This window comes from Halorarius halobius (assembly GCF_024298865.1).
Lineage (GTDB): Archaea > Halobacteriota > Halobacteria > Halobacteriales > Haloarculaceae > Halorarius > Halorarius halobius.
The window spans coordinates 877,978-902,065 of sequence record NZ_CP101161.1; the positions used below are offsets into that span (position 1 = coordinate 877,978).

Consider the following 24,088-nt stretch of genomic DNA (forward strand, 5'->3'; position numbering starts at 1 on the left):
GCTCGGTCAGCCGTGGACCGCCGAGAGGTCGGCCCGCGTCGGTGCGTTCACCACGACCACGGTGTCGCCGTAGCGCGTGACGCGGAACGCGTCCGCGAACGGGCCGTCCGGAATCACGTACACCCCGGGGTCGGGGGACCGCGCCTCGCGGGATTCGAGCGCCCGGACGTAGCCGTCGTAGAACTGCCGGGCGTCGCGTTTCGAGTCGAAGGTGGCCTTCCAGACGTAGCCGCCGTGGCTCCCGTTCGTGTACGGGACGACGGCGTCGCCGTCCCAGCCGGTCGACAGCGGATGCGAGTAGTTGTACGGCGACCGCGAGCGATCCACCTGCCCGTTCGCCCAGAACATCGCGTAGAGGGACGCCTCGCCGACGGTGTCGGCCTGCTGGTCGACGTCGAACCGGTGCCACGCCTCGCTCGACCGGTCGCGCACCGAGACGTTCGTGGGGCGGTCGTCGGGGTACTTCTCGGGGTGGATGACCTGCTCGGTCGACGCGGGCATGTCGTCGTACGCCTCGTTCACCCGGTCCCAGTCGCCGCCGCTCCGCTCCCGCAGGTCCTCGACCAGCGCCGGCCCCTCGGCGTACGGCGTGAACACCGTGAGGAACACGCCGAAGTTGAACTCCGTGGGCGTGCCGCCGTTACCGCGCTCGGGGGTCGGCAGGCAGTCCCACTCCGCGTCACAGCGCCCGTCGTACAGCTCCTCGACGTGGTTGGCGTCGCCCTCGACGAGGCCGTCGGTCGCCAGTTGTGCGTCCTGCGTCTCGGCGTCGCTCGACAGCCGGAGATGCTGGTCCTGGAGCGCGTGGACGAGTTCGTGGGCCAGCGTCCGCGTGTCGACGGTCGGCGTCTCCGAGTTCGAGACCAGGACGATTTCGTCACGCGACGGCGAGTAGTACCCCTGCACGGAGGAGCCGAAGATGGTGTCGAACGTGTCCGAGACGTCGGTCCCCTCGCCGACGAGCAACAGCGCCTCCCACACCTGGTTGTTCCACGCCTCGTAAGTGGCGTCGCCCGAGGAGCCGCCGCTGGAGCGCGAGCGGTACTGCTCGCGGGAGACGACTTCGACCGGGACGCGCTCGGTGAACTCCAGGTCCCGGATTACCTCGACGCGGGCCATCGTCCGCGCGACGACGGCGCGCCGCTCGCTTTCGTTCAGCCCGTCGTCGGCGGTGACGTTCAGCGAGTCGTCGTACCAGTAGCCGTCCTCGAAGCCGAGGGCGTCGCCGCCCGCGGGCGGCTCCCGCGGGCCGGTGAACCCGATGCCCGAACAGCCGGCCGCGACGACCAGCAGAGCGACGCACGCGAGCGTCGCGCGGCCGGTCACGCCGACCCTCCGACCGCCGAGAGCGCGTCGGTGGTCGGCGCGTTCACGATGGTGACCGTGTCGCCCTCGACGGTGACGCGGAACGCGTCGGCGTACGGGCCGTCGGGGATGCGGTAGACGGTCGTGCTCCCGGCGGTGCCGTCACCGACGGCGACCGGCTCCCCGCCGTAGTGGGCCAGCAGGCGCTCGTAGCCGCCCGCGAACTCGCGGGCCTCGCTGGCGTCGTCCCACTCGATTCGCCAGACGTAGCCCGTCCGGTCGCCCTTCCGGTAGACGTGCAGGCGGTCGCCGTCCCAGCCGCTGGTGTACGCGAGGTCGTAGTTGAACGGGTCCGTGCGGTTCACCTGCCCGCCGTCGGTGTTGAGGAACTCGCCGGGCGCGACGACGGTGCCGCTCCGGTTCTCCGGGTCGTACAGCGTGTACGCGAACATCGCCGTCAGCCCGGACTGGCCGAGGCTGGCGTAGTCCGGCCGAGCCGAGGTGGGACGGCGCGGCTCTGGCCGCACGCGGCTCCAGCCCTCGCTCGTCTCGTCGGCGAAGGCGGCGTCGGTCGGTGCGTCCTCACCGTACTTCGGCGGGTAGATGACCTGCTCGTCGGAGGCGGGCGGCCGGTCGTACAGTTCGTTCACCCGCTCCCAGCCGCCGCGCTTCTCGTAGTAGCCGACGAAGCCGGGACCGTCGCTGTACGGGAAGAAGTTGAGGATGTAGATGCCGAGATGGAAGTCGCTCCCCCCGCCACCGCCGCCCGCGGGCGCCGCGAGACAGTCCCACTCCTCGCTACACCGCTGTTCGTAGCGGCGCTGGACGAGGTTGGCGTCGCCCTCGATGAGCCCGTTCTGGCCGTTGTACGCCATCCGCGTCGGCGCGCGGTACGTCGAGAGGTTGTAGTACTGGTCCTGGAGCGCGTGGACGAGTTCGTGTCCGAGCGTGCGCTCGCCGGGCAGGTCCGGCGGGTCCTGCTCGGAGATGATGACGATGGTGTCGTTGCGCGGCGAGTAGAACCCAGCCACCGACGAGCCGCGGTTCTGGCTCTGGACCGCCAGCGAATCGTTCTCCTCGCCGACGAGGAACATCGCCTCGAACTTCGCGTTGTCGAACCGGCGGAACGCCGGCGCCACCTCGCCGGAGGTGGCGAGCGAGCTGTTGCGGTACTCCGCGCGGGTGACGACTTCGACGGGTACCCGCTCGCGGAACTCCAGCCCGCGGACGAGTTCGACGCGGGCCATCGCCCGGTCGACGACGGCGCGCCGCTCGCTTTCGTTCAGCCCGTCCGACCGAGTGATTGCGAGCGTCTCGTTGGCCCACCGGCCGGACTCCCAGCCGAGCGTGTCCGTCTCGGGGTCGGGCGGCGAGACGGCCCCGGCCGGCGTGGGCGTGACCGTCGCGTCGGGCGTGGCCGGGGTCGCCTCCGGCGTCGATGCGGGCGTGTCGGTCGCGTCCGGCGGGGCGGCGGGGCCGGTGTAGCCGACGCTACAGCCCGCGAGCCCGACCAGGACGACGAGACAGACGGCGGCGAGCGGTCGCATGGCTCTCACTCACGGGACGGAGAGTCAAAAGTATCCCCGTCCCGCGGTGACAAACGGTTTTGAGCGCCCGGAGCGTACCCCCGCCCATGTTCGAGCCCGACTCCACTGCGGTCGTGGTCGTCGACATGCAGAACGGGTTCTGTCATCCGGACGGCGCGCTGTACGCGCCAGCAAGCGAGGCGGCCATCGAGCCGTGTACCGACCTCGTCGAGCGCGCCCGCGCGGCCGGCGCGAGCGTCGTGTTCACCCGCGACGTCCATCCGCCCGAGCAGTTCGAGGGGAACCACTACTACGACGAGTTCGACCGCTGGGGCGAGCACGTCGTCGAGGGGTCGTGGGAGGCCGACATCGTCGACGAGTTGCCCGTCGAAGACGCCCACGTCGTCACGAAACACACCTACGACGCGTTCTACCAGACCGACCTCGAAGGCCACCTCGACGCCCACGGCATCGACGACCTGCTGTTCTGTGGGACGCTCGCGAACGTCTGCGTGCTCCACACCGCCGGCTCCGCGGGCCTGCGCGACTACCGACCCGTGCTCGTCGATGACGCCGTCGGCCACATCGAGCAGGACCACCGCGAGTACGCCGTCGAACACGCCGACTGGCTGTTCGGCGAGGTCGAGACGCTCGAAGACGTGACGTTCGCGTGAGGCTCCGCCGCGCCACCGACGCCGACGGCGACACGCTGGTCACGCTCCACGAGCGGGCGCTTCGGGACGCGGGCACCGACCCGGCGGACGTACCAGGCACCGACGACCTGCGGTCGGTTGAGGCGTCGTTCTTCGCCGAGGGCGGTGAGTTCCTCGTCCTCGAAGACGAGGGGGAGGTCGTGGCGATGGGCGGCTACCGGCCCGCCGACGACGCGACCGTCGAACTGTTCCGCATCGCCGTCGCTCCCGCCCGCCAGCGCGAAGGGCTGGGCGACCGCATCGTCGACACGCTGGAGCGGCGCGCCCGCGTCCACGGCTTCGAGCGGGTCGTGCTGGAGACGGTAATCGAGCAAGAGGCCGCCGCGCAGTTCTACCCCGCACGAGGCTACGAGGAGACCCACCGCGGGGAAACCGAGAGCGGCAACTACACGCTGCTGCGGTTCGAGAAGCGGCTCTAGCTCTGGAACAGGCGGTAGGCGCCCTGGCCGATGGCGACCGGTTTCGTCTCCCCCCCGGCGGTGGACTCGACGAGCACGTCTGCGACGCCGACGGTGTCGCCCGCGCGGATGACCTCCGCCGTCGCCGTCAAATCGCCCGTCGCCTGCCGGAGGTAGTTGACGTTCAGATTGATGGTGGCGACGCCGTCCGAAAGCGGGTCCGTCAGGTGCCCGCGCATGGCGATGCCGCCGACGGTGTCGATGAGCGTCGACGCGACGCCGCCCTGAATCGGGTGTCGCTCGGGCTCCTCACTCTCCTGTTCGTACCACGGAACGTTCGTCAGTTTCCGGTCGTAGGGAATGGACATCACCGCCCGGCCGTGCTCCAGTTCGTCGACCTGGACGCCGAGCCACGAGAGGAACTCGTGGCGGGTGTCGAAGTACTGCTGGAGCGCCTCAACGGCGCCCTCGGGGATGGATTCGTCGCTCACGCCCCACCGGAGGGCGACGGTGGGCTTGTAACCACCGGCGTTCAGAGCGTGTACTCGTCGCCGTCGTCGCGGGCCGCGGGGTCCTGCCGGTCGTTGGTCGCCTGCGTGAACACGTCCTCGCCGGGTTCCTCCTCGTCGACCGTGTCGGTGTTGTAGACGGAGACGCCGCGGGTCAGAAGCTCCTCGACGGCCTGCTCGCGGTTGAGGAACTCGCCCTGGTCCACCAGCCGTTGCACCTCGTCGGAGAGTCGCGCGGGGATGTCCACCTCTATCTTCGACATCGTGCGGGGTTGGGACGGCGAGACTGATAAAGTTGGGCTCGCGGCCATCCGCGCGGCGCGGCTACGACTCGTCCGGGTCGCCGTCGTCCGTCCTGCGAGCGACGACCGCGCCACCACAGTCGGGGCAGTCGTCTCGGTCGGCGAACACCGCGCCGCCGCAGTCGGCACACTCGTAGTCGGCCTCCTCGCGGGCCGCGTCGGTCGCCTCCCGCTTCAATTGCTCGGCCCGGCGACCGAGATCGTGGAACAGCCCCATTATTCGACCTCGACGACCTCCACCTCGAACTCCAGTGTCTCGCCCGCGAGTTCGTGGTTGAAGTCGACGCGGACGACCGACTCGCCGACATCGACCACCTCGCCGGGGAGTCCCTCCTCGGTCTGGAGCTGCATCCCCTCGGCGAGCGTCGCGCCCTCCAGCATCTCGTCGAGCCGGTCGCGGTCGTACTCGACGACGCGCTCGTCGGTGTACTCGCCGTAGCCGTCCTCCGGCGGGACGGTGACGACCGCCTCCTCGCCGGGGTCCATCCCGACGAGCCCCTCGTCGAGTCCGTCGATGACCTGGCCGGCGCCCACGTCGACCGTCAGCGGCGTGTACTCGCGTCCCGGCTGGTCGTCGAGCAGTCCCTCCGCCTCCGCGACCTCGCGCCGGGAGGTGTCGAACACGGTGCCGTCGTCCAGTCGCCCGACGTACTCGATGGTGACCGAGTCGCCTGCCGAGATTGTCATGGTCCCGCTGTGTCCCGCGAGGGGATACGTGTTGGGGCCAGGACTCACTCCGGCGCCGGGAGGTCGTACGTCACGCCGGTCACCTCCTCGCTGACCTGCCAGAGCCGCGCCGCCGTCTCGGCGTCGCGCGAGCGACCCGACGACCGCTGGCGCTCGGGGCTCCCACGGAGGTTCATGAACCCGCCCGGGCCGTAGTAGCTCCCGCCCTCGACGTCGGATGCGGTCGCGGCGTACAGCGTCGGGAGCGCCCCCTGTTCGGGCGGCTGAGCGACGACGGCGTTGGCGACGCGCATGCCGAGTTTCTTGAGCCGCGACCCCTCGGCCTCGGGGCCGCGGTACTGGAGGTTCGTCGCGGCGTAGCCGGGGTGGACGCCGACGCTCAAGCCCCCGCGGTCGGCCGCCCGGAACCGCCGGTCGAGTTCGTACGCGAACAGCAGGTTCGCCAGTTTCGAGTCGGCGTACGCCTCCCACTTGTCGTAGTCGCGTTCGTGCTGGAGGTCATCGAAGTCGAGGTCGCCCTGCGCGTGGAGGCCGCTGGAGACGGTGACGACCCGCGCGTCGGCGGCGAAACTGTCGAGGAGCAGGCCCGTCAGCGCGAAGTGGCCGAGGTGGTTGACGCCGAACTGCGTCTCGAACCCGTCGGCCGTCTCGCTCCGGGGAACGGCCATCACGCCCGCGTTGTTGACGAGCACGTCCAGTTCGCTCCCGAACCGGTCGGCGAACTCGCGGACGGAATCGAGGTCAGCGAGGTCGAGTTCCGACACCGAGAGGTCGGCATCCAGGGCGTCGTCGCGGACGTCCGCCGCGGCCGCCTCGCCGCGGTCGACGCTCCGACACGCCATCGTCACCGCCGCGCCCGCCCGGGCGAGTTCGCGGGTGGCCTCCAGCCCGATGCCGCTGTTGGCCCCGGTGACGACGACCCGCTGTCCCGAGCAGTCCGGCACGTCGTCGGCGCTCCATCCCATGAGCGCCCCGAGGAGCGCCAGCGGGAAGAACGCTCGCGCCGCGGCAGGGCTCACTCGGCCCGCGTGATGCCGATGTTCTGCATGTAGCCGCCGCAGTCCGCACAGAGCCGGTCGTCCGTCTCGCCCTCGACGCGACTGCCGCAGTCGAGACACTCGTACAGCGGTTCGTCGCGGCTGTGGGGGTCGTGAACCATACGTCCCATGGGCGTTCGTACCCCACCACGTTAAGCGTTAGCACAGGACAGGATTCTCGCCCGAACGGTCAGTTCGAGCGAGCGCCTGAAGTGGTCGCGGGCCCCAGTACGGGCGATGAGTGACAGCGAGTCCGGACCGCTCTCGCCGGACCGTCCCGACGCGGCGACGCCGTTCAGGGTCGAGGCGCCGTTCGAACCGGCGGGGGACCAGCCGGAGGCTATCGACGAACTCGCGGCCGGGTTCCGCGACGGAATGACCGAACAGACTCTGCTCGGCGTGACGGGCTCGGGGAAGACGAACACCGTCTCGTGGACGGTAGAGGAGCTCCAGCAGCCGACGCTGGTCATCGCACACAACAAGACGCTCGCCGCTCAGCTGTACGAGGAGTTCCGGAGCCTGTTTCCGGACAACGCCGTCGAGTACTTCGTCTCCTACTACGATTACTACCAGCCGGAGGCGTACGTCGAGCAGACCGACACGTACATCGACAAGGAGATGTCCATCAACGAGGAGATAGACCGCCTGCGCCACTCCGCGACCCGGTCGCTTCTCACGCGGGACGACGTCGTCGTCGTCGCCAGCGTCTCCGCGATTTACGGGCTGGGCGACCCCGCGAACTACGAGGAGATGTCCCTGCGACTCGAACGGGGCCAGACCATCGACCGCGACGAACTGCTCGCGGAGCTGGTGGAGCTGAACTACGAGCGCAACGACGTCGACTTCCACCAGGGGACGTTCCGGGTGCGCGGCGACACCGTCGAGATATTTCCGATGTACGGTCGCTACGCCGTCCGCGTGGAGTTCTGGGGCGACGAAATCGACCGGATGCGGAAGGTCGACCCCACCGCCGGCGAGGTGCAAAGCGAGGAGCCGGCCGTCCTGCTCCACCCGGCGGAACACTACTCGATTCCCGAACAGCGGCTCGAACGGGCCATCGAGGAGATAGAGGCACAACTGGAGGACCGCATCAGCTACTTCGAGCGGCAGGGCGACCTCGTCGCCGCCCAGCGAATCGAGGAGCGCACCACCTTCGACCTGGAGATGCTCCGCGAGGCCGGCTACTGCTCGGGCATCGAGAACTACTCGGTCCACATGTCCGACCGCGACTCCGGCGAACCCCCCTTCACCCTGCTCGACTACTTCCCCGACGACTTTCTCACGGTGGTCGACGAGTCCCACCAGACGCTCCCACAGATAAAGGGCCAGTTCGAGGGCGACAAGTCACGGAAGGACTCGCTGGTCGAGAACGGGTTCCGGCTCCCGACGGCGTACGACAACCGCCCGCTGACGTTCGAGGAGTTCCTCGAGAAGACCGACAGGCGCCTGTACGTCTCCGCGACCCCGGGCGACTACGAGCGAGACAACTCCGGGCAGGTGGTCGAGCAGATAGTTCGCCCCACCCACCTCGTCGACCCGGAAATCGAGGTGACTGACGCACAGGGGCAGGTCGAGGACCTGATGGAGCGGGTCGACGAGCGGGTCGAGCGCGACGAGCGCGTGCTCGTGACGACGCTGACCAAGCGGATGGCCGAGGACCTCACCGAGTATCTGGAGGAGGCGGGCGTCGCCGTCGAGTACATGCACGACGAGACTGACACGCTGGAGCGCCACGAGATAATCCGCGACCTCCGGCTGGGCAACATCGACGTGCTCGTCGGCATCAACCTCCTCCGGGAGGGGCTGGACATCCCCGAGGTGTCGCTCGTCTGCATCCTCGATGCCGACCAGGAGGGGTTCCTCCGGTCGGAGACGACGCTCGTCCAGACGATGGGTCGGGCCGCGCGCAACGTCGAGGGGAAGGTGGTGCTGTACGCCGACGACACCACCGACGCGATGGCGTCGGCCATCGAGGAGACGCGGCGCCGCCGCGAGATCCAGCAGGCGTACAACGAGGAGCACGGCTACACGCCGACGACCATCGACAAGGAGGTGGGCGAGACCTCCCTCCCGGGCTCGAAGACGGACACGTCGGGCGTCTCCGGGCTCGACGCGGACGACGCTGACGAGGCCGAGGAACTGATAGCGAGCCTCGAACGCCGGATGGAGGAGGCCGCGGACAACCTGGAGTTCGAACTCGCGGCGGACATCCGCGACCGCATCCGCAGACTCGAGGAGGAGTTCGACCTCGACGTGACCGACGACGAGGGCGTCCCCGCGCCCGAGGAGCCGTGACCCATCAACAAACGAAATTGTATTAGAACAACTGTGTTGGAAAGGCTTTAGTCACCGGGGCGGGACCGTCGGGGTACGGTCGGCCGCACCGGCGCGCGTGACAGGGCACAGTAGGGTGCGCCCTCGCCCGGGCGGTTCGGCCGGCACTACCCATGACAGCCACAGCCCCCGAGAGCCGTGCGTCCGTCCGCCTGGAGGAGTCGTACACCGAGACGAGTGAAGTCGTCATGCCGACTGCGGGGCGCGGAGCGCCCCGATACGGACGAGCGGGCGACGCCCGCGAGGCCGCGACGAACAACCTCGGGCGGGCGCTGGGGAGGTGGGTGCTCCACCGGATGGACATCTGCGGCGCCATCGCCGCCCGCCGGTTCTCGCGGGGCCAGGTCGTCACCGCCGCCATCGAGGGCGTCGACGTCCACGCGCCAATCGACCTCGGCGACATCGCCGTCGTCACCGGCTACGTGTACGACATCGGGCACACGAGCATGGACGTCCGCGTCGACGTGCGCGCGGAGCGACCCGGCGACGGCGAGACGAGGGAGACGGCCTCCTCGGACCTCACGTTCGTCGCCATCGACGCCGACGGCGAGAGCCGCCCGGTGCCGCGGCTCCGCTGCCGGAGCCAGCGGGAACACGACCTGATGGCCCGCGGAATCGACGCCTAGAGCCGGGAGACGATGGTGTCGGCCGTCGCGTCGCCGACCCCCTCCACGTCCCGCAGTTCCTCGGGGCTGGCGTCCCGCACGCCGTCGACGGAGCCGAACCGCCGGAGCAGGCGCTTGCGCAACTCGGGGCCGACGCCCGGCAGGTCGTCGAGCGTCGTCGCCACCTCGTCGCGCACCTGCTGGTGGTACTGGACGGCGAAGCGGTGGGCCTCGTCGCGCACCCGCTGGAGCAGGTGGAGGTGAGGCGCGTCGTCGTTCCAGTCGAGCACTCCGTCGGGGGTGACGACCAGTTCCTCCTCCTTGGCGAGCGCGACGACCGGCACGTCCCACCCCACCTCGTCGAGCGCGTCGAGCGCGGCCCCCAGTTGCCCCTCGCCGCCGTCGACGAGAAGCAGGTCCGGGTCGGGCCGGTCGTCCCGGCGCTCGACGGCCCGCGCCGCGCGCCACCGGACCAGCGCCCGCATGTTCGCGTAGTCGTCGTTGCGGTCGTCGAGCCGCTTCCGGCGGTAGTCGCTCGTGGCCGCGTCGCCGCCGACGAAACAGACGTCGGAGCCGACGACGGCCTTCCCCTGCGCGTGGCTCACGTCGAACCCCTCGATGCGCTCGACGCCGTCGAGACCGAGTTCCGCCGCGAGCGCCGCCGATTCGTCGCGCCGGCCCGTCTGTCGTCGCGCGTTCTTGAGCGCCAACTTCACGAGCGTCGCCTCCCGTCCCGCACCGGGGACCCGGACCGCGACGCCTTCCCCCTCCAGCCAGTCGGTCACGTCCGGGTCCTCCGGGCGCTCGGGGAGGAGGACGGCGTCGGGCAACTCGCGCTCGGCGTAGAACTGCGTGAGGAACGCCGACAGCAGGGCCGCGGTGCCGCTCGCGGGCTCTGCCCGCTCGCTTCGAGGCTCTCCCGCCGGTCGAGCCTCGCTTTCCCCCCCGTCGGGCGCGGACACGGGGTACCGCTCGCGGTCCACGAGTTTCCCGTCCTCGCTCCGGAGGCGGGCGACGGTGGCGTCGCCGCCCTCGATGGCGACTCCGAGCACGTCCACCGCCCGCTCCTCCCGGCCGTGGACTGCCGCGGCGCCGCCGCCGTGGAACGCCTCGACCGCGTCCAGTCGGTCCCGGAGGTTCGCCGCGCGCTCGAACTCCCTGTCGTCGGCCGCCTGCTCCATCGCCGCCTCCATCGGCTCGGCGAGCGCGCCCGTCTCGCCGTCGAGGAACCGGCGCACGCTCTCGACGTCCGCGAGGTACGCCTCGTCGTCGACGTAGTCGACACACGGCGCCGAGCAGATGCCGACCTCGTAGTCGAGACACGGCCGGTCGCGGTTGCGGAACTTGTGGTCGGAACAGCCCCGGACGCCGAACGTCTCGCGGAGCGCCTTCACGACGGTTTCGACCCGCCCCTTGTCCGTGTACGGCCCGAACACGGTCGCACCCTCGTTGGGGTCGCGGGTTATCTGGATGCGGGGGACCTCGTGGTCCGTGAGTTGGACCATCGGGTAGGATTTGTCGTCCTTCAGCCGGACGTTGTACTTCGGCTGGAACCGCTTGACGAGGTTCGCCTCCAGGAGGAGCGCCTGCGTCTCCGTCTCCGTGACGGAGAAGTCGACGCGGTCGGCCCGCCGGACCATCCGCCGGATGCGCTCGCCCCGCGGGTCGGCGTACGAGCGCACCCGGTCACGGAGGTCGACCGCCTTGCCGACGTACAGCACCGTGCCGTCGCTCCGCTCGAACTGGTAGACGCCGGGCTTGCGGGGGAGGTCGCCGGCGCGCTCGCGGACCGCCTCGGCGTTCACATCCGCGGTAGGGAACTGACGGGCTTCAGGCTTCCGCGAGGAACGCGCGGACGCGGGCGACGGAGCCGCCGTCCGCGGGGAGCCGAACCGGCTCCGCCCCCGAAACCCCGACGACGACCACCGGCTCGCGGGCGGCGGCGTAGTAGCCGACGAGCGCGAGGCCGACGAGGACGCCGGCCGTCCCGCCGAGGAGCAGGGCGTCGTCGAGCAGTCGCACGAGCGCGAGCAGTTGTCGGACCACCGCCAGCGTCCCCTCGAGTCCAGTCCCCCCGGGTGCGGTCACGTCCGTCGTCAGCCCGTCGACGGGAGCGACCACCCCGAACGCGACGAGGACTACGCCGACCACGAGCGCCTGCAGGGCAGACGAGAGCGCCCACGTCGGCGCGTCGGTGCCTCGCTCGACCGCGCCGACGTTCGGCCAGTCGACGGCACGGAACCGCGGCTCGCCGTCGGGCCGCGCGACGAGTAGCCGGTGGCTGGTGCGAACGAGACGCGCGCCTCCGACGGTCAGTTCGTCCTCGCGCGTCTCGCCGGCCAGCAGTTGCCCCTCGACGTCCACCCTGCTCACGCCGGGGCGTCTCGCCGACGGTACGTCAACGTTGCCCGCACCCGCCAGTTACAAGCGCACCCGCAGGGTAGCGCAGGTATGGTCCAGTGCTGGCTGGTCGAGCGAACGTACAACGACCGCGACCTGGTGACGCTCGTGTACGCGACGCCCGACGGCACCCGCGCGCGGACGAAGGAGGTGCCGATGACGGCCATCGCCAACGGCGGCGTCACCGTCACCGCCGCCAAGCAGATGGACGAGGCGGACCTGGAACCCGTCGACGAGACGGACCGCGACCGCTACCGCGAGGAGGTCGAGCGCGTGCGCGACTCGCACGCCCCCGACGACGAAATATAGCCTTTCCGGCCGAGGCGGGTTCTCAAAGGCTTTAAGAGAGGCCCCGCAACCGGCGCCCATGGCAGCCATCGAGTTGTCGAACGTCACCAAGCGGTTCGGTGACGTGACCGCCCTCCAGGGGCTGGACATGACCGTCGAAGAGGGCGAGGTGTTCGGCTTCCTCGGCCCGAACGGCGCCGGGAAGTCGACGACCATCAACGCGCTCCTCGACTTCGTGCGCCCGACCAGCGGCGAGGTACGCGTGCTCGGCCACGACGCTCAGGCCGAGAGCGTCGCCATCCGCCAGCGGACGGGCGTGCTCCCCGAGGGGTTCGACACGTACGAGCGCCTGACCGCACGCCAGCACGTCGCCTTCGCCGTCGAGTCGAAGGGCGCCGACGACGACCCGGACGAACTGCTCGACCGCGTGGGTCTGGATGACGCCAAAGACCGGAAGGCCGGCGGGTTCTCCACCGGGATGACACAGCGGCTCGCGCTGGCGATGGCGCTGGTCGGCGAGCCGGACCTGCTCGTGTTAGACGAGCCCTCGACGGGGCTGGACCCGAACGGCGCCCGCGAGATGCGGTCCATCGTCCGCGAGGAGGTCGACCGCGGCGCGACGGTGTTCTTCTCCAGTCACATCCTCGGACAGGTCGAGGCGGTCTGTGACCGCGTCGGCATCCTCCGGGAGGGCGAACTCGTCGCCGTCGACTCCATCGAGGACCTGCGCCAGAAGAGCGACGCGGAGACGACCCTCGAGATAGAGGCCACGAGCGTCGGCGACGCGGAACTCGACGCGGTGCGGGCCGTCGACGGCGTCTCGGAGGCGCGGCTCGACGGCGGCACCGTCGTCGTCTCCTGTGACAACGACGCGAAGATGGACGCGCTCGATGCACTCGAATCGGCGGGCGCGAACGTGCAGGACTTCACCACCCGCGAGGCGTCGCTGGAGGACCTGTTCGCCGCCTACACGGAGGAGGACGCATGACCGAGTTCGACCTCGACTCCATCGAAGCCGTCGCCAAGAAGGACTTCCGCGACGCCATCCGGTCGCGGGCGTTGCTCGTCCTGACGACGGTGTTCGTCGTGTTCTTCGCCGCGTCGGCGTACTTCTTCGCCGACCGAATCCAGAAACAGCTCCAGCAGGTCGCCAACAGTTCGAACGTCTCGCAGGCGGAGGCCGCCCAGCAGATACAGCAGGGGCTCACCTCCGACGCGTTCCTCACGGCGCTGACGCAGGTGACCCGTCTGCTGATTCCGCTGACGGCCATCGTCGTCGCCTACGCCGCGCTGGTGGGCGAACGCGAGTCCGGGACGCTGAAGCTACTGCTCGCGCTCCCCCACTCGCGGCTCGACGCCGTGCTCGGGAAGTTCGCCGGCCGGAGCGCCGTCGTCACGGCGCCCGTCCTGCTCGGCTTCCTCGTCGCCGCGCCGGTGTTCCCCATCCTCGGCGTCGAGTTCCACGCGGTGAACTACCTGCTGTTCGCGGCCGCGACGGCGTTCATCGGCGTCGTGTTCGTCGCGCTGTCGGTCGGCGTCAGCGCCGCCGCACCGACGAACCGCCGCTCGGTCGTCACCGTCGTCGGCCTGTACGCCCTCTTCACCCTGCTGTGGGGGCAGTTCACCACCGCCGTCGTGCAACAGGTGTCACAGAACACCGACATCGGGAACACGGCGCTGGCGAAACTGTTCCTGGTCGTCAAGCATCTGAACCCGGTTGGGACGTACCAGTCGCTTGTCGCCAGCATCGGTCAGGCCGAACTCCAGGCGCGGGTCAGCCTCATCGGCGGCCTACAGGGCCGGTTCATCGCACAGGAACTCGGTGAGGTCCCCATCTACCTCACCGACGGCGCGCTCGTCGTCTACCTCCTGGTGTGGATAGTCGTCCCGCTCGTGGCCGGCTACTACGCGTTCGAGCGGGCGGACCTGTAGCTCCACGCGAAACAGGGGGCTACCTGGTAGCTATCCGTCGCCGACTGGAAAACGAAGCGAACGCGGTTACTCGGGCTTCAGCCCCTCGTTCTGGACGCGCATCACGGCCTCGCCGTCGGGGAGGTTCGGCGCGTCGACCAGCCGGACGATGCGCTTGTCGTTCTTCGACTTCTTCAGGTAGAGTCGGAACGTCGACTTGTGGCCGAGGATGTTGCCGCCGATGGGCTTGGTCGGGTCACCGAAGAACGCGTCGGGGTTCGACTGCACCTGGTTGGTGACCACGACCGCCGAGTTGTAGAGGTTGCCCACCCGGTCGAGGTCGTGGAGGTGCTTGTTGAGCTTCTGCTGGCGGTCCGCGAGTTCGCCCCGGCCGACGTACTCCGCGCGGAAGTGGGCGGTAAGCGAGTCGACACACAGCAGGCGAACCGGGTACTCGTCTTCCTCGTGTTCCTTCGCTATCTCCTGGGCCTTCTCCGCGAGCAGTATCTGGTGGTTGGAGTTGAACGCCTTCGCGACGTGTATCTTGTCGAGGAACTCGTCGACGAGCGCCGCCAGCGCCTCCTCGTCGCCGGCGTCGCCGTCGATGTCGCGGTCCTCCATGGCGGCCTCGATGACCTCGTCGTCGAGCCCGCGGACCATCTCGTCGATTCGCTCGGGGCGGAACGTGTCCTCGGAGTCGATGAACACACAGCGGCCCGCGAGCCCGCCGGCCTCCTCGGGGAGCTGGACGTTCACCGCGAGCTGGTGGGTGACCTGCGACTTGCCGGCGCCGAACTCGCCGTACACCTCGGTGATGGACTGGGTCTCGACGCCCCCGCCGAGGAGGTCGTCGATCTCGGGCACGAGCCACTCCAGTTTGCCGATGCGCTCGCGGCGGTCGAGCACGTCCGACCCGGTCTCGAAGCCGCCGATGTCGGCGGCGTCGCGGGCCGCGTTGATGATGTCGGAGGCCGACGACTCGCCCACGTCGGCCTTGTTCGACAGCTCCGCGGGGGAGGCGACCGCGATGGACTGGAAGGAGTCGTAGCCGTTGTCCTTGAGCTTGTCCGCCGTCGCCGGCCCGACGCCGGGCAGGTCCTCGAGTTCGGCTTGTGCTGCCATATCCGGTCGTTGTGCGGCCCACGGTATAAAGTCTCGTTAACAGCGTGGTGAAACTGTAACCGCACGACACGAGAGGGAAGATTCGAGCGTCTGACGAAGGGTTTTACCCGGAAGCGGCGCGAGGGGTCGGTCTCAGGCCGCGTCGAGCGATGCCCCCCACGGCCGGGCATCACCCTCGGGCCACAGCGGGTACCAGTAGGACTTGTCGTCCTCGACGGCGAGTTCGCCGTCCAGCACGGATTCGAGTTTGAACTCCGCCGCCGAGTCGCGCTCGCGGCCCCCCGTCGGCACGAACGGGTAGTAGCGACCACGGCGAAACGAATAAATCCAGTAGGCGGCCTCGCCCGCGGGCGTCTCGCGCTCTCGCTCGAACGCGAACACGGCCGCGAGCAGGCGGGAGCCGAATCCGCTCTCCATCATCGTGTCGGCGGCGAAGTGGACGCTCGTCACCAGGTCCTCGAAGTCGTCGTCCGCGAGCACGACCCAGTCGTAGCCGTGGGCGTCGGTGCGGAACTCGAACCGGGTTCCGGTCTCGGCCTCGCCGGCGTCCAGCACCGCGGCTACCTCCTCGCGCGCGTCGCCGAACGCCGTCGAATCGACCTCCGAGAAGCACAGTGCCGCCTCGCCGGCCGGTGCGTAATCGAGGTCCGCGGCCATCGTGACGTACCCCGTCGAGAGCGCGAACAGGTCCTCCGGGTCGGCCCCCCGGGTGGCGTCTGCCTCCGCCGCCAGCCCCAGCGCCTCCCGCACGGTGTCGAAGATACCCATACCAGACGTGGGGGCGACGGCCGCTAAAACGGTGCGGTCAGTCCTCGACGCCCTTCGAGACGCCCGCGCGGAGGTACTTCTCGGGACAGGTCCAGTGGGCCTTCCGCCCCCGCTCCGAGTCGGGGTCGAAGTCGGCCGAGCAGAGCCGCCGCTGTTCGCTCCGGACGACCGTCCGCTCGTCGGCGTCGCTTGCGGACCCCCGCTCGCGGACGACCACCCGCTCGGGCAACTCGTCGGCGAACGCGAACCGGGCGCGGTAGTGGCTCGCGGCCATGTCGGCCGTACAGCCCAGCGACGGGAACCCCCCCTTCTCGACGGAGTCGAACGTCGCGTGGAGGGTGTCGGCGTCGGCGTCGTACCGCGCCTCGGTGACGCCGATGCGGTTGCAACTGCTCGACCCGTAGTACATGAACCCCTGCACGAACACCGCGCCGGCGTCGTCGTCCCACGACACGACGATGGGGCGGGTCCGGCGCTCGCGCCGCGGGTCGAACTCCGGGTCGAGGCTCGTGTCGATCAGCCCCGAGCGGTCGAGCGCCGAACAGCCAGCGAGCGCCGTCGCGCCCGCGGCCCCGGCCGCCTGCAGGAGGTCGCGGCGTCTCATGCCCCACCCCCGAGCGCGTAGAGGCGCTCGTCCGCGCTCGTGACGAACACGTGGCCGTCGACGACGGCCGGCGCGGCGCGTATCGCCCGACGCGTGGAGAACTCCCAGCGCCGCTCGCCCTCGATTGGGTCGAGCGCGTACAGGAACGAGTCAGCACAGCCGACGTACACCGCGTCCTCGCCGACCGCGGGCTGGCCGGGCATCGCGTTCCACCCCCAGAACGACCAGTCGGCCTCGCCCGTCCCGGCGTCGACGGCGTACAGGCGGCCGTCGCCGTGGGCGACGTACACCGTCCCGTCGCCGACGGCGGGGGGCGCGTCGACGGCCGGCTGTCGGGGCTCGGCGTCGCCGCCGAACCCCTCGTACGTCACCGTCGTCCCGGGGTCGAACCGCCACGCGCGCTCGCCGTCGGCCAGTCGGACGGCGTGGACGGAGCCATCGTCGAGGCCGACGTACGCCCGGCCGCCGCCCGCGCTGACGCCCGAGGGGTCGCCCTCGACGCTCTCGTCGTCCGTCGCCTCCGGGTCGAGGTCGTACTGCCAGCGCTCCTCGCCGGAGGCGGCGTCGAGACCGCGGAGCACGCCCGGGTCGTCGTCGCGTGCGGCGGCGACGACGACGGTGTCGCCGGCGAGTGCCACCGGCCCGGGGAGCCACTCGCCGACCTCGGTGCGCCACGCACGGGAGCCGTCCGCGAGCGCACGGGCCTCGACGCTCCCGGTCTCGGCGACGCCGTAGTAGAGGATGCCGTCCCGGAGCGTCGGCGCGGAGATGCCGTCGCCCGGCCGCTCCGTCCACTGCTCGTCGCCCGTCGCCGCGTCGAACGCGCGGAGGACGCCACCGAACCCGGCGACGACCGTGCCGTCACCGACCGCGGCCGCGCTGTCGTTGAACCGCTGGTCCTCGGGGATGTCGACACGCCAGTCCTCGTCGCCCGAGGCCGCGTCGAACGCGACGAACCGGTCGAGGCCGCCGAGGAACACCCGGCCGCCCGCGACCACGGGCGACTGGTCGAGCGGCAACCCGAGCGAGGCGTCCCACTGGAGGGCGACGTCCTCGACGGGGCCGCGAGCGTCCGTGGCGCTGGCGTTCGTCGCCGTCCGGCCGTACTGGGGCCACGCGCCGGTGACGCGCTGGCTCGCACCGGCCGAACAGCCGGCCAGCGCCGCGACACCGGCGGCGCCGACCGCCGAGAGCATGCGTCGTCTGGAGGGCATTACCCGGTCCGTCGTCACCCCCGAGAAAAGGTCTTGTGACCGGTCAAACGGCCGCTTGCGTCACGCCGTCTCCAGTTCGCGTTCGAGGTCGCGCAGGCGCTCGACCCGCTTCTCGGTCGAGGGGTGCGTCGAGAACAGGCGGCCGACGACCCCCGAGCGAATGGGAATGATGAAGAACGCGTTCATCTCCGCCTCCTCGCGGAGGTCCTCCTTGGGTACCTGGTCCATCTCGCCGGAGATTTTCAGCAGGGCCGACGCGAGCGCCGACGGCTTGCCGGTGATGACCGCGCCGCCGCGGTCGGCGGCGAACTCCCGGTAGCGCGACAGCGCGCGGATGAGCAGGAAGGAGACTATCCACACCACGAGCGACGCGAGGATGGCGACGATGACCGGCGCCTGGTTGCCGTTGCGGCCGCGGCCGCCGCCGAACAGCCACCCCCACCGGACGATGAGGAACGCAATCGTGGAGAGGAACGACGCGATGGTCATCACCATCACGTCGCGGTTCTTGACGTGGGCGAGTTCGTGGGCGATGACCCCCTCGAGTTCCTCCTCGTTCAGCGTGTTCATGATGCCCGTCGTCACGCAGACGGCCGCGCTCTTCTGCGAGCGGCCGGTGGCGAAGGCGTTGGGGACCTTCGAGTCCGCGACGGCGACCGTCGGCTTCGGCAGGTCGGCCTGCTGTGAGAGCCGCGAGACGGTCGCGTGCAGTTGCGGGTACTCCTGCTCGCTCACCTCGCGGGCCCCCATCGAGTAGAGCGCGAGTTTGTCCGAGAAGAAGAACTGCGCACCGAGGAACAGCGCCATCACGACGAGGATGGGAAACAGCCGGTCGGTGAAGAACACCGCCATCACCCCGACGAAGGCGATGTAGAGGGCGAACAGCAGGAACATAGTGAGGACCATCCTGCCGCGAAGCCCCCAGTCCGTCTTCCACTTCATACCCGTACTGGGCGGCGAACGAATATAGTCCTCCCGCCGGCCAGTCACCGCCCCGCGACGGTGCCGTCCTTCCGGGGCTCGGTCGCCCCCGAGAGCACGCCCTCGGCGTTCCGGCGAACGAACTGCGCGCCGCCGAACATCCCCGGCCGGAGCACCGAGAGGTCGTGGCCGCGCCGCGCGAGCGCGTTCTGGAGGCCGGCGTCGGTTCGGGCCTCGACCGCCAGTCGCCCGTTCTCGCGGTAGCGCCACCGCGGCGCGTCCAGCGCCTGCTGGGGCGTCATGCCGCGGTCGACGAGGTTCGAGACCACCTGCACGTGGCCCTGTGGCTGCATGAACCCGCCCATCACGCCGAACGCCGCCCAGTCGTCGGGGCCGAACTCCAGCAGGCCGGGGATGAGCGTGTGGAACGGGCGCTTGCCGGGTTCCAGCCGGTTCGGGTGGTCGGGGTCGAGCGAGAAGGAGGCCCCGCGGTTCTGGAGGGCGATGCCGGTGTCGCCCGCGACCAGCCCCGACCCGAAGCCGGCGAACCGGGAGTTGATGTACGAGACGACGTTGCCCGCCTCGTCGGCGACACACAGCAGGACGGTGTCGGCGTCCTCCGCGCCGGTCCCCCGCATGAGGGTTACGTCGCTCGCCTCGTCGGTCACCTCGCTCGCGCGCTCGCGGGCCCACTCGTCGGCGTTCAGCGGCGGCACGTCCTCGTAGTCGGGGTCGGTGACGTAGCGGTGGCCGTCGTGGAACGCCCGCTTGGTCGCCTCGACGAACCGGTGGACCCGTTCGGCGCCCTCCCGACTGCCGGCGTCGAGTTCCGACGCGACGTTCAGCGCCTCGAGCGCGACGAGCCCCTGGTTGTTCGGCGGGAGTTCGTACACCTCGACTCCCTCGTACGTCGTCGAGATGGGGTCGATGAACTCCGGTTGGAAGGCGGCGAGGTCCTCGACGGTGAGGAACCCGCCCGCGTCCTGCACCTCCCCGGCGATGGCCTCCGCGACGTCGCCCTCGTACACCACGTCCGCACCCTCGTCGGCGATGCGTTCGAGGGTGGCCCCGAGTTCCGGCAGGCGGACGCGCTCGCCGGGTTCGGGGGCGCGCTCGCCGGCCACGAGATACGCCTCGCGGGCGTGGTCGGCGTCGAACAGGTCCGCGCCGTGTGTCCACGCGTCCGCGACGACCGGCGATGCGGGGTAGCCCTCCGTCGCGTAGCGGATGGCCGGCCCGAGCGCGTCGGCCAGCGTCAGCCGGCCCAACTCGCGGACGGTGGCCTCCCAGCCGCGTGCGGTGCCGGGGACGGTGACGGTGTGGGGGCCGCGGAACGGCATCTCCGCGTCCCTCGGGGCCGCCTCGCCCGCGACGGCCTCGCTGACGCGCTCGCGGGTCGCGCCCGAGGGCGCGCCGCCGCACGACCGCATCGCGCCCACCTCGCCGTCGGCGGTGCGGTACAGCGCGAACACGTCGCCGCCGAGTCCCGTGGAGGTGGGTTCGACGACGTTGAGCGCGGCCGCGGTGGCGACGGCCGCGTCGAAGACGTTGCCGCCCGCGTCGAGGACGTCCAGGCCGGCGGTCGCGGCCAGTGGCTGGCTCGTGGCGACCATCCCCCGGTCGCCGTAGACGGTCGACCGCCGCGAGCCGAAGTCGTCGACTGCGTGTCGGTCCATGCCGGGGCGTCCGGCCGCCGGCCGTTTAGCTGTCGGGGTCGGACGTGCAGTTTAAACGCGAGAACGCCCCACGCCACAGTAATGAGCGAGTCACGGCAGTTCTGTCCCCGGTGTGGCGACCCCGTCGAGCGCCCGCCGGACGCGGACCTCCCCGGCGGGGACACGCAGGCGGCGCTGTGTGATTCCTGCTACTTCGACGACTTCGAACTCGTCGACGCGCCCGACCGCATCGAGGTGCGCGTCTGCTCGCAGTGCGGCGCCGTCCACCGCGGCAACCGCTGGGTCGACGTGGGCGCACAGGACTACACCGACATCGCCGTCGAGGAGACCGCGGAGGCGCTGGGCGTCCACATCGAGGCCCGCGAGGTGTCGTGGGGGGTCGAACCCGAGCAGGTCGACCAGAACACCATCCGGATGCACGCCCTCTTCACGGGGCTCATCCGCGAGACGCCCTTACAGGAGGAGGTCACCGTCCCCGTCTACATCTCGCGGGAGACGTGCGACCGGTGTGGCCGCATCGCGGGCGACTACTGGGCGAGTCTCGTGCAGGTGCGGGGCGCGAACCGCACGCCGACGCCGGCGGAGATGGACCGCGCCGAGGAGATAGCCGAGGACTACATCGCCGAGCGGGAGGCGACGGGTGACCGCAACGCGTTCATCACCAGCGCGAAGCGCGGCGACGACGGCCTGAACATGAAGATATCGACCAACCAGATGGGGGAGGCCATCGCCCACCGCATCGTCCGGGAGTTCGGTGGCGAGGTGTCCGCGGCCGAAACGCTCCAGACCGAGGACGGCGACGGCAACGAGAAGTACCGGGTGACGTTCGTCGCCCGCCTCCCCGAGTTCACGCCCGGCGACGTCATCGACCTCTCGGACGGCGACGGGCCCGTCCTCGTGACGAGCGCGCACGGCAACCTGAAGGGCGTCCGCGTCGAGACGGGCGACCGCTACGAGGCGAGCCACGAGGAGGGCATCGCGCCCGACGCGCGGAAACTCGGCACCCACGACGACGGCGAGTCGACGACGCTCGTCAGCGTCGAGGACGCCCGCGCCGTGCAGGTGCTCGACCCGAAGACGTACGAGTCGACGACCGTTCCCCGCCCCGACTACCTCGACCCCGACGTCGACGAGGTGCGCGTCCTGCGGTCGCGGGCCGGCCTGCACGTCCTGCCCGACGAGCGCGACCCCGGCGAGAGCGACGATGCCTGAGGGTCTCGCGGTCGTCGTCGACCGGGAGCGCGCGCAGGCGGTCATCGACGCACTCGAGACAGAGGGCGTGTACGACCGCACCCGCGCGGTCGAACCTCACGGGGAAGGCATCGCCGTCCCCGTCACGGCCGAACCCGACACCGTCGAGGGTCGGCTCACGACGGCCGACCTGCCGGCGCGCAACCGCGACCTGAAGGACCTGCTCGCGGCGCGAGGCTGGAGCGAGGACGAACTGGCCGATGCCCCCGCCTCGTGGTCGGTGCTCGGCACCTGCGTCCTGCTGGACGACGGCGACTACCCCCACCCGGAGGAAGTGGGCGAGGCCCTGCTCGACCTCCACGGGAGCGCCGACACCGTCCTGCTCCACCGGGGCGTCTCGGGCGACCGCCGGGAACCCGACGTGGCGGTGCTGGCGGGACTGGGCGACACCGAGGTGGTCCACACCGAACACGGGACGCGGTACGCGATGGACCTGTCGCGGGTCATGTTCTCGCCGGGGAACAAGGCCGAGCGCGCGCTGATGGGGGAGGTCGTCGAGGCGGGCGAGCGGGTCTTCGACATGTTCGCGGGCGTCGGCTACTTCACCCTCCCGATGGCGCGTTCGGGCGCGGCAGTCACGGCCGCCGAAATCAACCCCGAGGCGTACCGCTACCTCGTCGAGAACGCGATGCTCAACGAGGTGCAAGAGCGCGTGTCGGCGTTCCGCGCGGACTGCCGGGACGTCGACGCGACGGCCGACCGGGTCGTGATGGGCTACTACGACGCCCACGAGTACCTCGATACGGCGCTCGACGCGCTCGAACCGGGGGGCGTGCTCCACCTCCACGAGGCGACGCCCGAACCCGAGGTGTTCGACCGGCCCGTCGAGCGCATCGAGACTGCCGCCGACGAGCGGGGCCGGGACGTGGCAGTGCTGGACCGGCGCGTCGTGAAGACCCACGCGCCCGGCGTCGAACACGTCGTCGTGGACGCGCGGGTGGAGTGACGCCGCGACGGAGCAGGCTGGGCGACTCCGCGGGCTGAGTGCTTTTGTCGGTGGGCCTCCCAGTCGGGCGTATGTACGTCGACTGCGGGACGCTGTTCACCGGGAGCGAGGTAATCGAGGACGGACGCATCGCCGTCGAGGACGGCCGGGTCGTCGACGCCGGGCCGCGCGACGCCGTGGAGGCACCGGGCGAACACGTCGACCTGTCGGGAGAGGTGGTGACGCCGGGGTTCGTCGACGCCCACCTCCACCTGAAGGGCGCGCGCTCGATGGACCCGATGGACTGGGTGGCCGACGACCGAGCCGAGTCCGCGGCCCGCGCGGTGGCCGACGCCGACCGCCTGCTGTCGGCCGGGTTCACCACCGTCCGGGACGTGGGGTCGAACGTCGCCATCGGCGTCAGAAACGCCATCGACGCCGGCGAGGTCGACGGCCCCCGCGTGTTCAGTTCGGGGCTCTCCATCTCGCAGACCGGCGGCCACGGCGACCTGCACATGCTCCCCCACGAGTGGGTCGAGGGCGGCGCGGGCATCTCTGAGTTGGCCGACGGTGCCGACGAGTGCCGCAAGGTCGCCCGCAAGCGCGCCCGGGAGGGCGCGGACGTGCTGAAGATAATGACGACCGGGGGCGTGCTCTCCGAGAAGGACTCCCCGCGGCAGGCGCAGTTTACGGACGCGGAGGTGGCGGCGATGGTCGAGGAAGCCCACCGCGTCGGGATGCCCGTCGCCAGCCACGCGCAGGGCGCGCCGGGCATCAAGCGCGCGCTGGAGAACGGCGTCGACACCATCGAGCACGGGTTCCACCTCGACGACGAGTGTCTCGACCTGTTCCTGGAGACGGACGCCACGTTCGTCCCGACGCTTTCCATCATGCACCGCATCGTCACGCAGGGCGACGACCACGGCGTCCCCGAGCACGGCCTGCGGAAGGCCCGCGAGGCCAGCGAGGCGCACTTCGAGTCCGTCGAGCGCGCCCACGATGCGGGCGTCCCCATCGCCACGGGCACGGACTTCATCGGCCCCGACCTCGTCCCGCACGGCGAGAACGCGCTGGAACTCGAACTGCTGGTCGAGGAGGCCGGCTTCTCCGTCGAGGAAGCCGTCGCCAGCGCCACCACCGTCGCCGGCCGGACCGTCCCGGACGACAGCGTGGGGGGTCTCGAGGCGGGCAACTACGCGGACTTCCTCGTGCTCGGCGGCGACCCGCGCGAGGACCTGAACGCGCTCCGCGCCGTCGAGGAAGTGTACCGCGACGGCGAGCGCATCAGGTAGTCGGTGGGCTCACGGCTCGTTACACTCGCCGTTCGCTTCGAGGTTCTCCCTGCGGTCGAACCTCGCTATTCAAACCGAAGGACGCTCGGGTCCTCGACGGCGACCCACCAGTGAGCGTCCTCCTTCGGGTGGCGGCGTTCGAGATGCGTCTTCAGGTGCTCGTGGTCCTCGAAGTCGCGGCCGCACTTGTTGCACCGGTAGTGGTGTTTCGCCATGCGTTACCGTACGACATGGCGAGTGAAATCACTGCCGGCGACGACGCGAGAAGCGGGTATTTCGAAGCGTTTAATCGGTGAGACC

At 70.4% G+C, this 24,088-nt stretch carries 27 protein-coding genes; 10 read left to right on the forward strand and 17 right to left on the reverse strand.

All coding sequences use genetic code 11. The features are described from left to right. Positions 1 to 6: 6 nt before the first annotated feature. Both NL112_RS04750 and NL112_RS04755 read right to left on the reverse strand, forming a co-directional pair. Entirely contained in the window at positions 7 to 1,326 is a 1,320-nt protein-coding gene (locus NL112_RS04750; RefSeq protein ID WP_255151482.1) for an Hvo_1808 family surface protein, read from the reverse strand. Beyond that, entirely contained in the window at positions 1,323 to 2,852 is a 1,530-nt protein-coding gene (locus NL112_RS04755; protein WP_255151483.1) for an Hvo_1808 family surface protein, read from the reverse strand. The genes NL112_RS04750 and NL112_RS04755 overlap by 4 nt, the downstream gene beginning before the upstream one ends. 86 nt (positions 2,853 to 2,938) lie before the next feature. Here NL112_RS04755 and NL112_RS04760 point away from each other — a divergent pair, with 86 nt between their 5' ends. Further along, positions 2,939 to 3,505: a cysteine hydrolase family protein gene (locus NL112_RS04760; protein ID WP_255151484.1), complete on the forward strand. Its 567-nt coding sequence runs from the start codon at positions 2,939 to 2,941 to the stop codon at positions 3,503 to 3,505. After that, positions 3,502 to 3,963: a GNAT family N-acetyltransferase gene (locus NL112_RS04765; RefSeq protein ID WP_255151485.1), complete on the forward strand. Its 462-nt coding sequence runs from the start codon at positions 3,502 to 3,504 to the stop codon at positions 3,961 to 3,963. The genes NL112_RS04760 and NL112_RS04765 overlap by 4 nt, the downstream gene beginning before the upstream one ends. Here the strand turns inward: NL112_RS04765 and NL112_RS04770 are convergent. The 6 genes from NL112_RS04770 to NL112_RS04795 form a co-directional block, all read right to left on the reverse strand. Next, positions 3,960 to 4,433, reverse strand: a complete 474-nt coding sequence (locus NL112_RS04770; protein ID WP_255151486.1) for a PaaI family thioesterase — start codon at positions 4,431 to 4,433, stop codon at positions 3,960 to 3,962. The genes NL112_RS04765 and NL112_RS04770 overlap by 4 nt on opposite strands. Before the next feature lie 41 nt (positions 4,434 to 4,474). Further along, the gene (locus NL112_RS04775; protein ID WP_255151487.1) at positions 4,475 to 4,714 is read right to left on the reverse strand and encodes a DUF7120 family protein; all 240 of its coding nucleotides are present in this window, start codon (positions 4,712 to 4,714) and stop codon (positions 4,475 to 4,477) included. Between the two features lie 61 nt (positions 4,715 to 4,775). Continuing rightward, positions 4,776 to 4,970 (reverse strand): hypothetical protein, encoded by a 195-nt coding sequence (locus tag NL112_RS04780; protein ID WP_255151488.1) that lies wholly within the window; start codon positions 4,968 to 4,970, stop codon positions 4,776 to 4,778. Continuing rightward, positions 4,970 to 5,440 (reverse strand): FKBP-type peptidyl-prolyl cis-trans isomerase, encoded by a 471-nt coding sequence (locus NL112_RS04785; protein WP_255151489.1) that lies wholly within the window; start codon positions 5,438 to 5,440, stop codon positions 4,970 to 4,972. The genes NL112_RS04780 and NL112_RS04785 overlap by 1 nt, the downstream gene beginning before the upstream one ends. A 44-nt stretch (positions 5,441 to 5,484) precedes the next feature. Continuing rightward, positions 5,485 to 6,405, reverse strand: coding sequence for an oxidoreductase (locus tag NL112_RS04790; RefSeq protein ID WP_255152574.1), 921 nt, complete (start codon positions 6,403 to 6,405; stop codon positions 5,485 to 5,487). A gap of 50 nt (positions 6,406 to 6,455) precedes the next feature. Then, positions 6,456 to 6,599, reverse strand: coding sequence for a rubrerythrin-like domain-containing protein (locus tag NL112_RS04795; RefSeq protein WP_255151490.1), 144 nt, complete (start codon positions 6,597 to 6,599; stop codon positions 6,456 to 6,458). Between the two features lie 115 nt (positions 6,600 to 6,714). On the opposite strand from NL112_RS04795, the gene uvrB reads away from it, so the two are divergent. Together uvrB and NL112_RS04805 are read left to right on the forward strand one after the other, a co-directional pair. Then, positions 6,715 to 8,772 (forward strand): excinuclease ABC subunit UvrB, encoded by a 2,058-nt coding sequence (uvrB, locus tag NL112_RS04800; RefSeq protein WP_255151491.1) that lies wholly within the window; start codon positions 6,715 to 6,717, stop codon positions 8,770 to 8,772. Positions 8,773 to 8,924: 152 nt separating this feature from the next. After that, on the forward strand, positions 8,925 to 9,437 hold the full coding sequence (locus NL112_RS04805) for an acyl-CoA thioesterase (RefSeq protein ID WP_255151492.1): 513 nt from the start codon (positions 8,925 to 8,927) through the stop codon (positions 9,435 to 9,437). Here NL112_RS04805 and NL112_RS04810 read toward each other — a convergent pair. Further along, the gene (locus tag NL112_RS04810) at positions 9,434 to 11,221 is read right to left on the reverse strand and encodes an excinuclease ABC subunit C (RefSeq protein WP_255151493.1); all 1,788 of its coding nucleotides are present in this window, start codon (positions 11,219 to 11,221) and stop codon (positions 9,434 to 9,436) included. The genes NL112_RS04805 and NL112_RS04810 overlap by 4 nt on opposite strands. 25 nt (positions 11,222 to 11,246) lie before the next feature. Then, the gene (locus NL112_RS04815; RefSeq protein ID WP_255151494.1) at positions 11,247 to 11,789 is read right to left on the reverse strand and encodes a hypothetical protein; all 543 of its coding nucleotides are present in this window, start codon (positions 11,787 to 11,789) and stop codon (positions 11,247 to 11,249) included. Between the two features lie 78 nt (positions 11,790 to 11,867). Here NL112_RS04815 and NL112_RS04820 point away from each other — a divergent pair, with 78 nt between their 5' ends. Genes NL112_RS04820 through NL112_RS04830 form a run of 3 tightly spaced genes read left to right on the forward strand, consistent with a single transcriptional unit; the run spans position 11,868 to position 14,036 of the window. Then, positions 11,868 to 12,125: a DUF7967 family protein gene (locus NL112_RS04820; RefSeq protein ID WP_255151495.1), complete on the forward strand. Its 258-nt coding sequence runs from the start codon at positions 11,868 to 11,870 to the stop codon at positions 12,123 to 12,125. Positions 12,126 to 12,183: 58 nt separating this feature from the next. Then, positions 12,184 to 13,092: an ABC transporter ATP-binding protein gene (locus NL112_RS04825; RefSeq protein WP_255151496.1), complete on the forward strand. Its 909-nt coding sequence runs from the start codon at positions 12,184 to 12,186 to the stop codon at positions 13,090 to 13,092. Continuing rightward, positions 13,089 to 14,036 carry an ABC transporter permease gene (locus NL112_RS04830; protein ID WP_255151497.1) on the forward strand — a complete coding sequence of 316 codons (948 nt, stop codon included), beginning with the start codon at positions 13,089 to 13,091 and terminating at the stop codon, positions 14,034 to 14,036. Before NL112_RS04825 ends, NL112_RS04830 begins: the two co-directional genes overlap by 4 nt. A 66-nt stretch (positions 14,037 to 14,102) precedes the next feature. On the opposite strand, the gene radA is transcribed toward NL112_RS04830, so the two are convergent. The 6 genes from radA to NL112_RS04860 all read right to left on the reverse strand — a co-directional run bounded on the left by radA (position 14,103) and on the right by NL112_RS04860 (position 20,320). Then, complete coding sequence (gene radA / locus NL112_RS04835; protein WP_255151498.1) at positions 14,103 to 15,137, reverse strand: DNA repair and recombination protein RadA; 1,035 nt, start codon at positions 15,135 to 15,137, stop codon at positions 14,103 to 14,105. 132 nt (positions 15,138 to 15,269) lie between these two features. Further along, positions 15,270 to 15,905, reverse strand: coding sequence for a PspA-associated protein PspAB (gene pspAB, locus NL112_RS04840; RefSeq protein ID WP_255151499.1), 636 nt, complete (start codon positions 15,903 to 15,905; stop codon positions 15,270 to 15,272). Between the two features lie 37 nt (positions 15,906 to 15,942). Next, entirely contained in the window at positions 15,943 to 16,509 is a 567-nt protein-coding gene (locus NL112_RS04845; protein WP_255151500.1) for a hypothetical protein, read from the reverse strand. Then, positions 16,506 to 17,723 (reverse strand): outer membrane protein assembly factor BamB family protein, encoded by a 1,218-nt coding sequence (locus NL112_RS04850; protein WP_255151501.1) that lies wholly within the window; start codon positions 17,721 to 17,723, stop codon positions 16,506 to 16,508. The genes NL112_RS04845 and NL112_RS04850 overlap by 4 nt, the downstream gene beginning before the upstream one ends. A 60-nt stretch (positions 17,724 to 17,783) precedes the next feature. Then, a complete protein-coding gene (gene htpX, locus NL112_RS04855) occupies positions 17,784 to 18,665 on the reverse strand; it encodes a zinc metalloprotease HtpX (protein WP_255151502.1) in 882 nt (293 codons plus the stop codon). 44 nt (positions 18,666 to 18,709) lie between these two features. Beyond that, the gene (locus NL112_RS04860) at positions 18,710 to 20,320 is read right to left on the reverse strand and encodes a gamma-glutamyltransferase family protein (protein WP_255151503.1); all 1,611 of its coding nucleotides are present in this window, start codon (positions 20,318 to 20,320) and stop codon (positions 18,710 to 18,712) included. A gap of 81 nt (positions 20,321 to 20,401) precedes the next feature. Here NL112_RS04860 and NL112_RS04865 point away from each other — a divergent pair, with 81 nt between their 5' ends. From NL112_RS04865 to NL112_RS04875, 3 genes are all read left to right on the forward strand, one after another. Then, entirely contained in the window at positions 20,402 to 21,532 is a 1,131-nt protein-coding gene (locus NL112_RS04865) for a 60S ribosomal export protein NMD3 (protein ID WP_255151504.1), read from the forward strand. Next, positions 21,525 to 22,517, forward strand: coding sequence for a class I SAM-dependent methyltransferase (locus NL112_RS04870; protein ID WP_255151505.1), 993 nt, complete (start codon positions 21,525 to 21,527; stop codon positions 22,515 to 22,517). Before NL112_RS04865 ends, NL112_RS04870 begins: the two co-directional genes overlap by 8 nt. A 71-nt stretch (positions 22,518 to 22,588) precedes the next feature. Continuing rightward, entirely contained in the window at positions 22,589 to 23,788 is a 1,200-nt protein-coding gene (locus tag NL112_RS04875; protein ID WP_255151506.1) for a metal-dependent hydrolase family protein, read from the forward strand. Positions 23,789 to 23,853: 65 nt separating this feature from the next. Here the strand turns inward: NL112_RS04875 and NL112_RS04880 are convergent, their stop codons facing one another. Next, positions 23,854 to 24,003, reverse strand: a complete 150-nt coding sequence (locus NL112_RS04880; RefSeq protein ID WP_255151507.1) for a hypothetical protein — start codon at positions 24,001 to 24,003, stop codon at positions 23,854 to 23,856. Between the last annotated feature and the right edge of the window lie 85 nt (positions 24,004 to 24,088).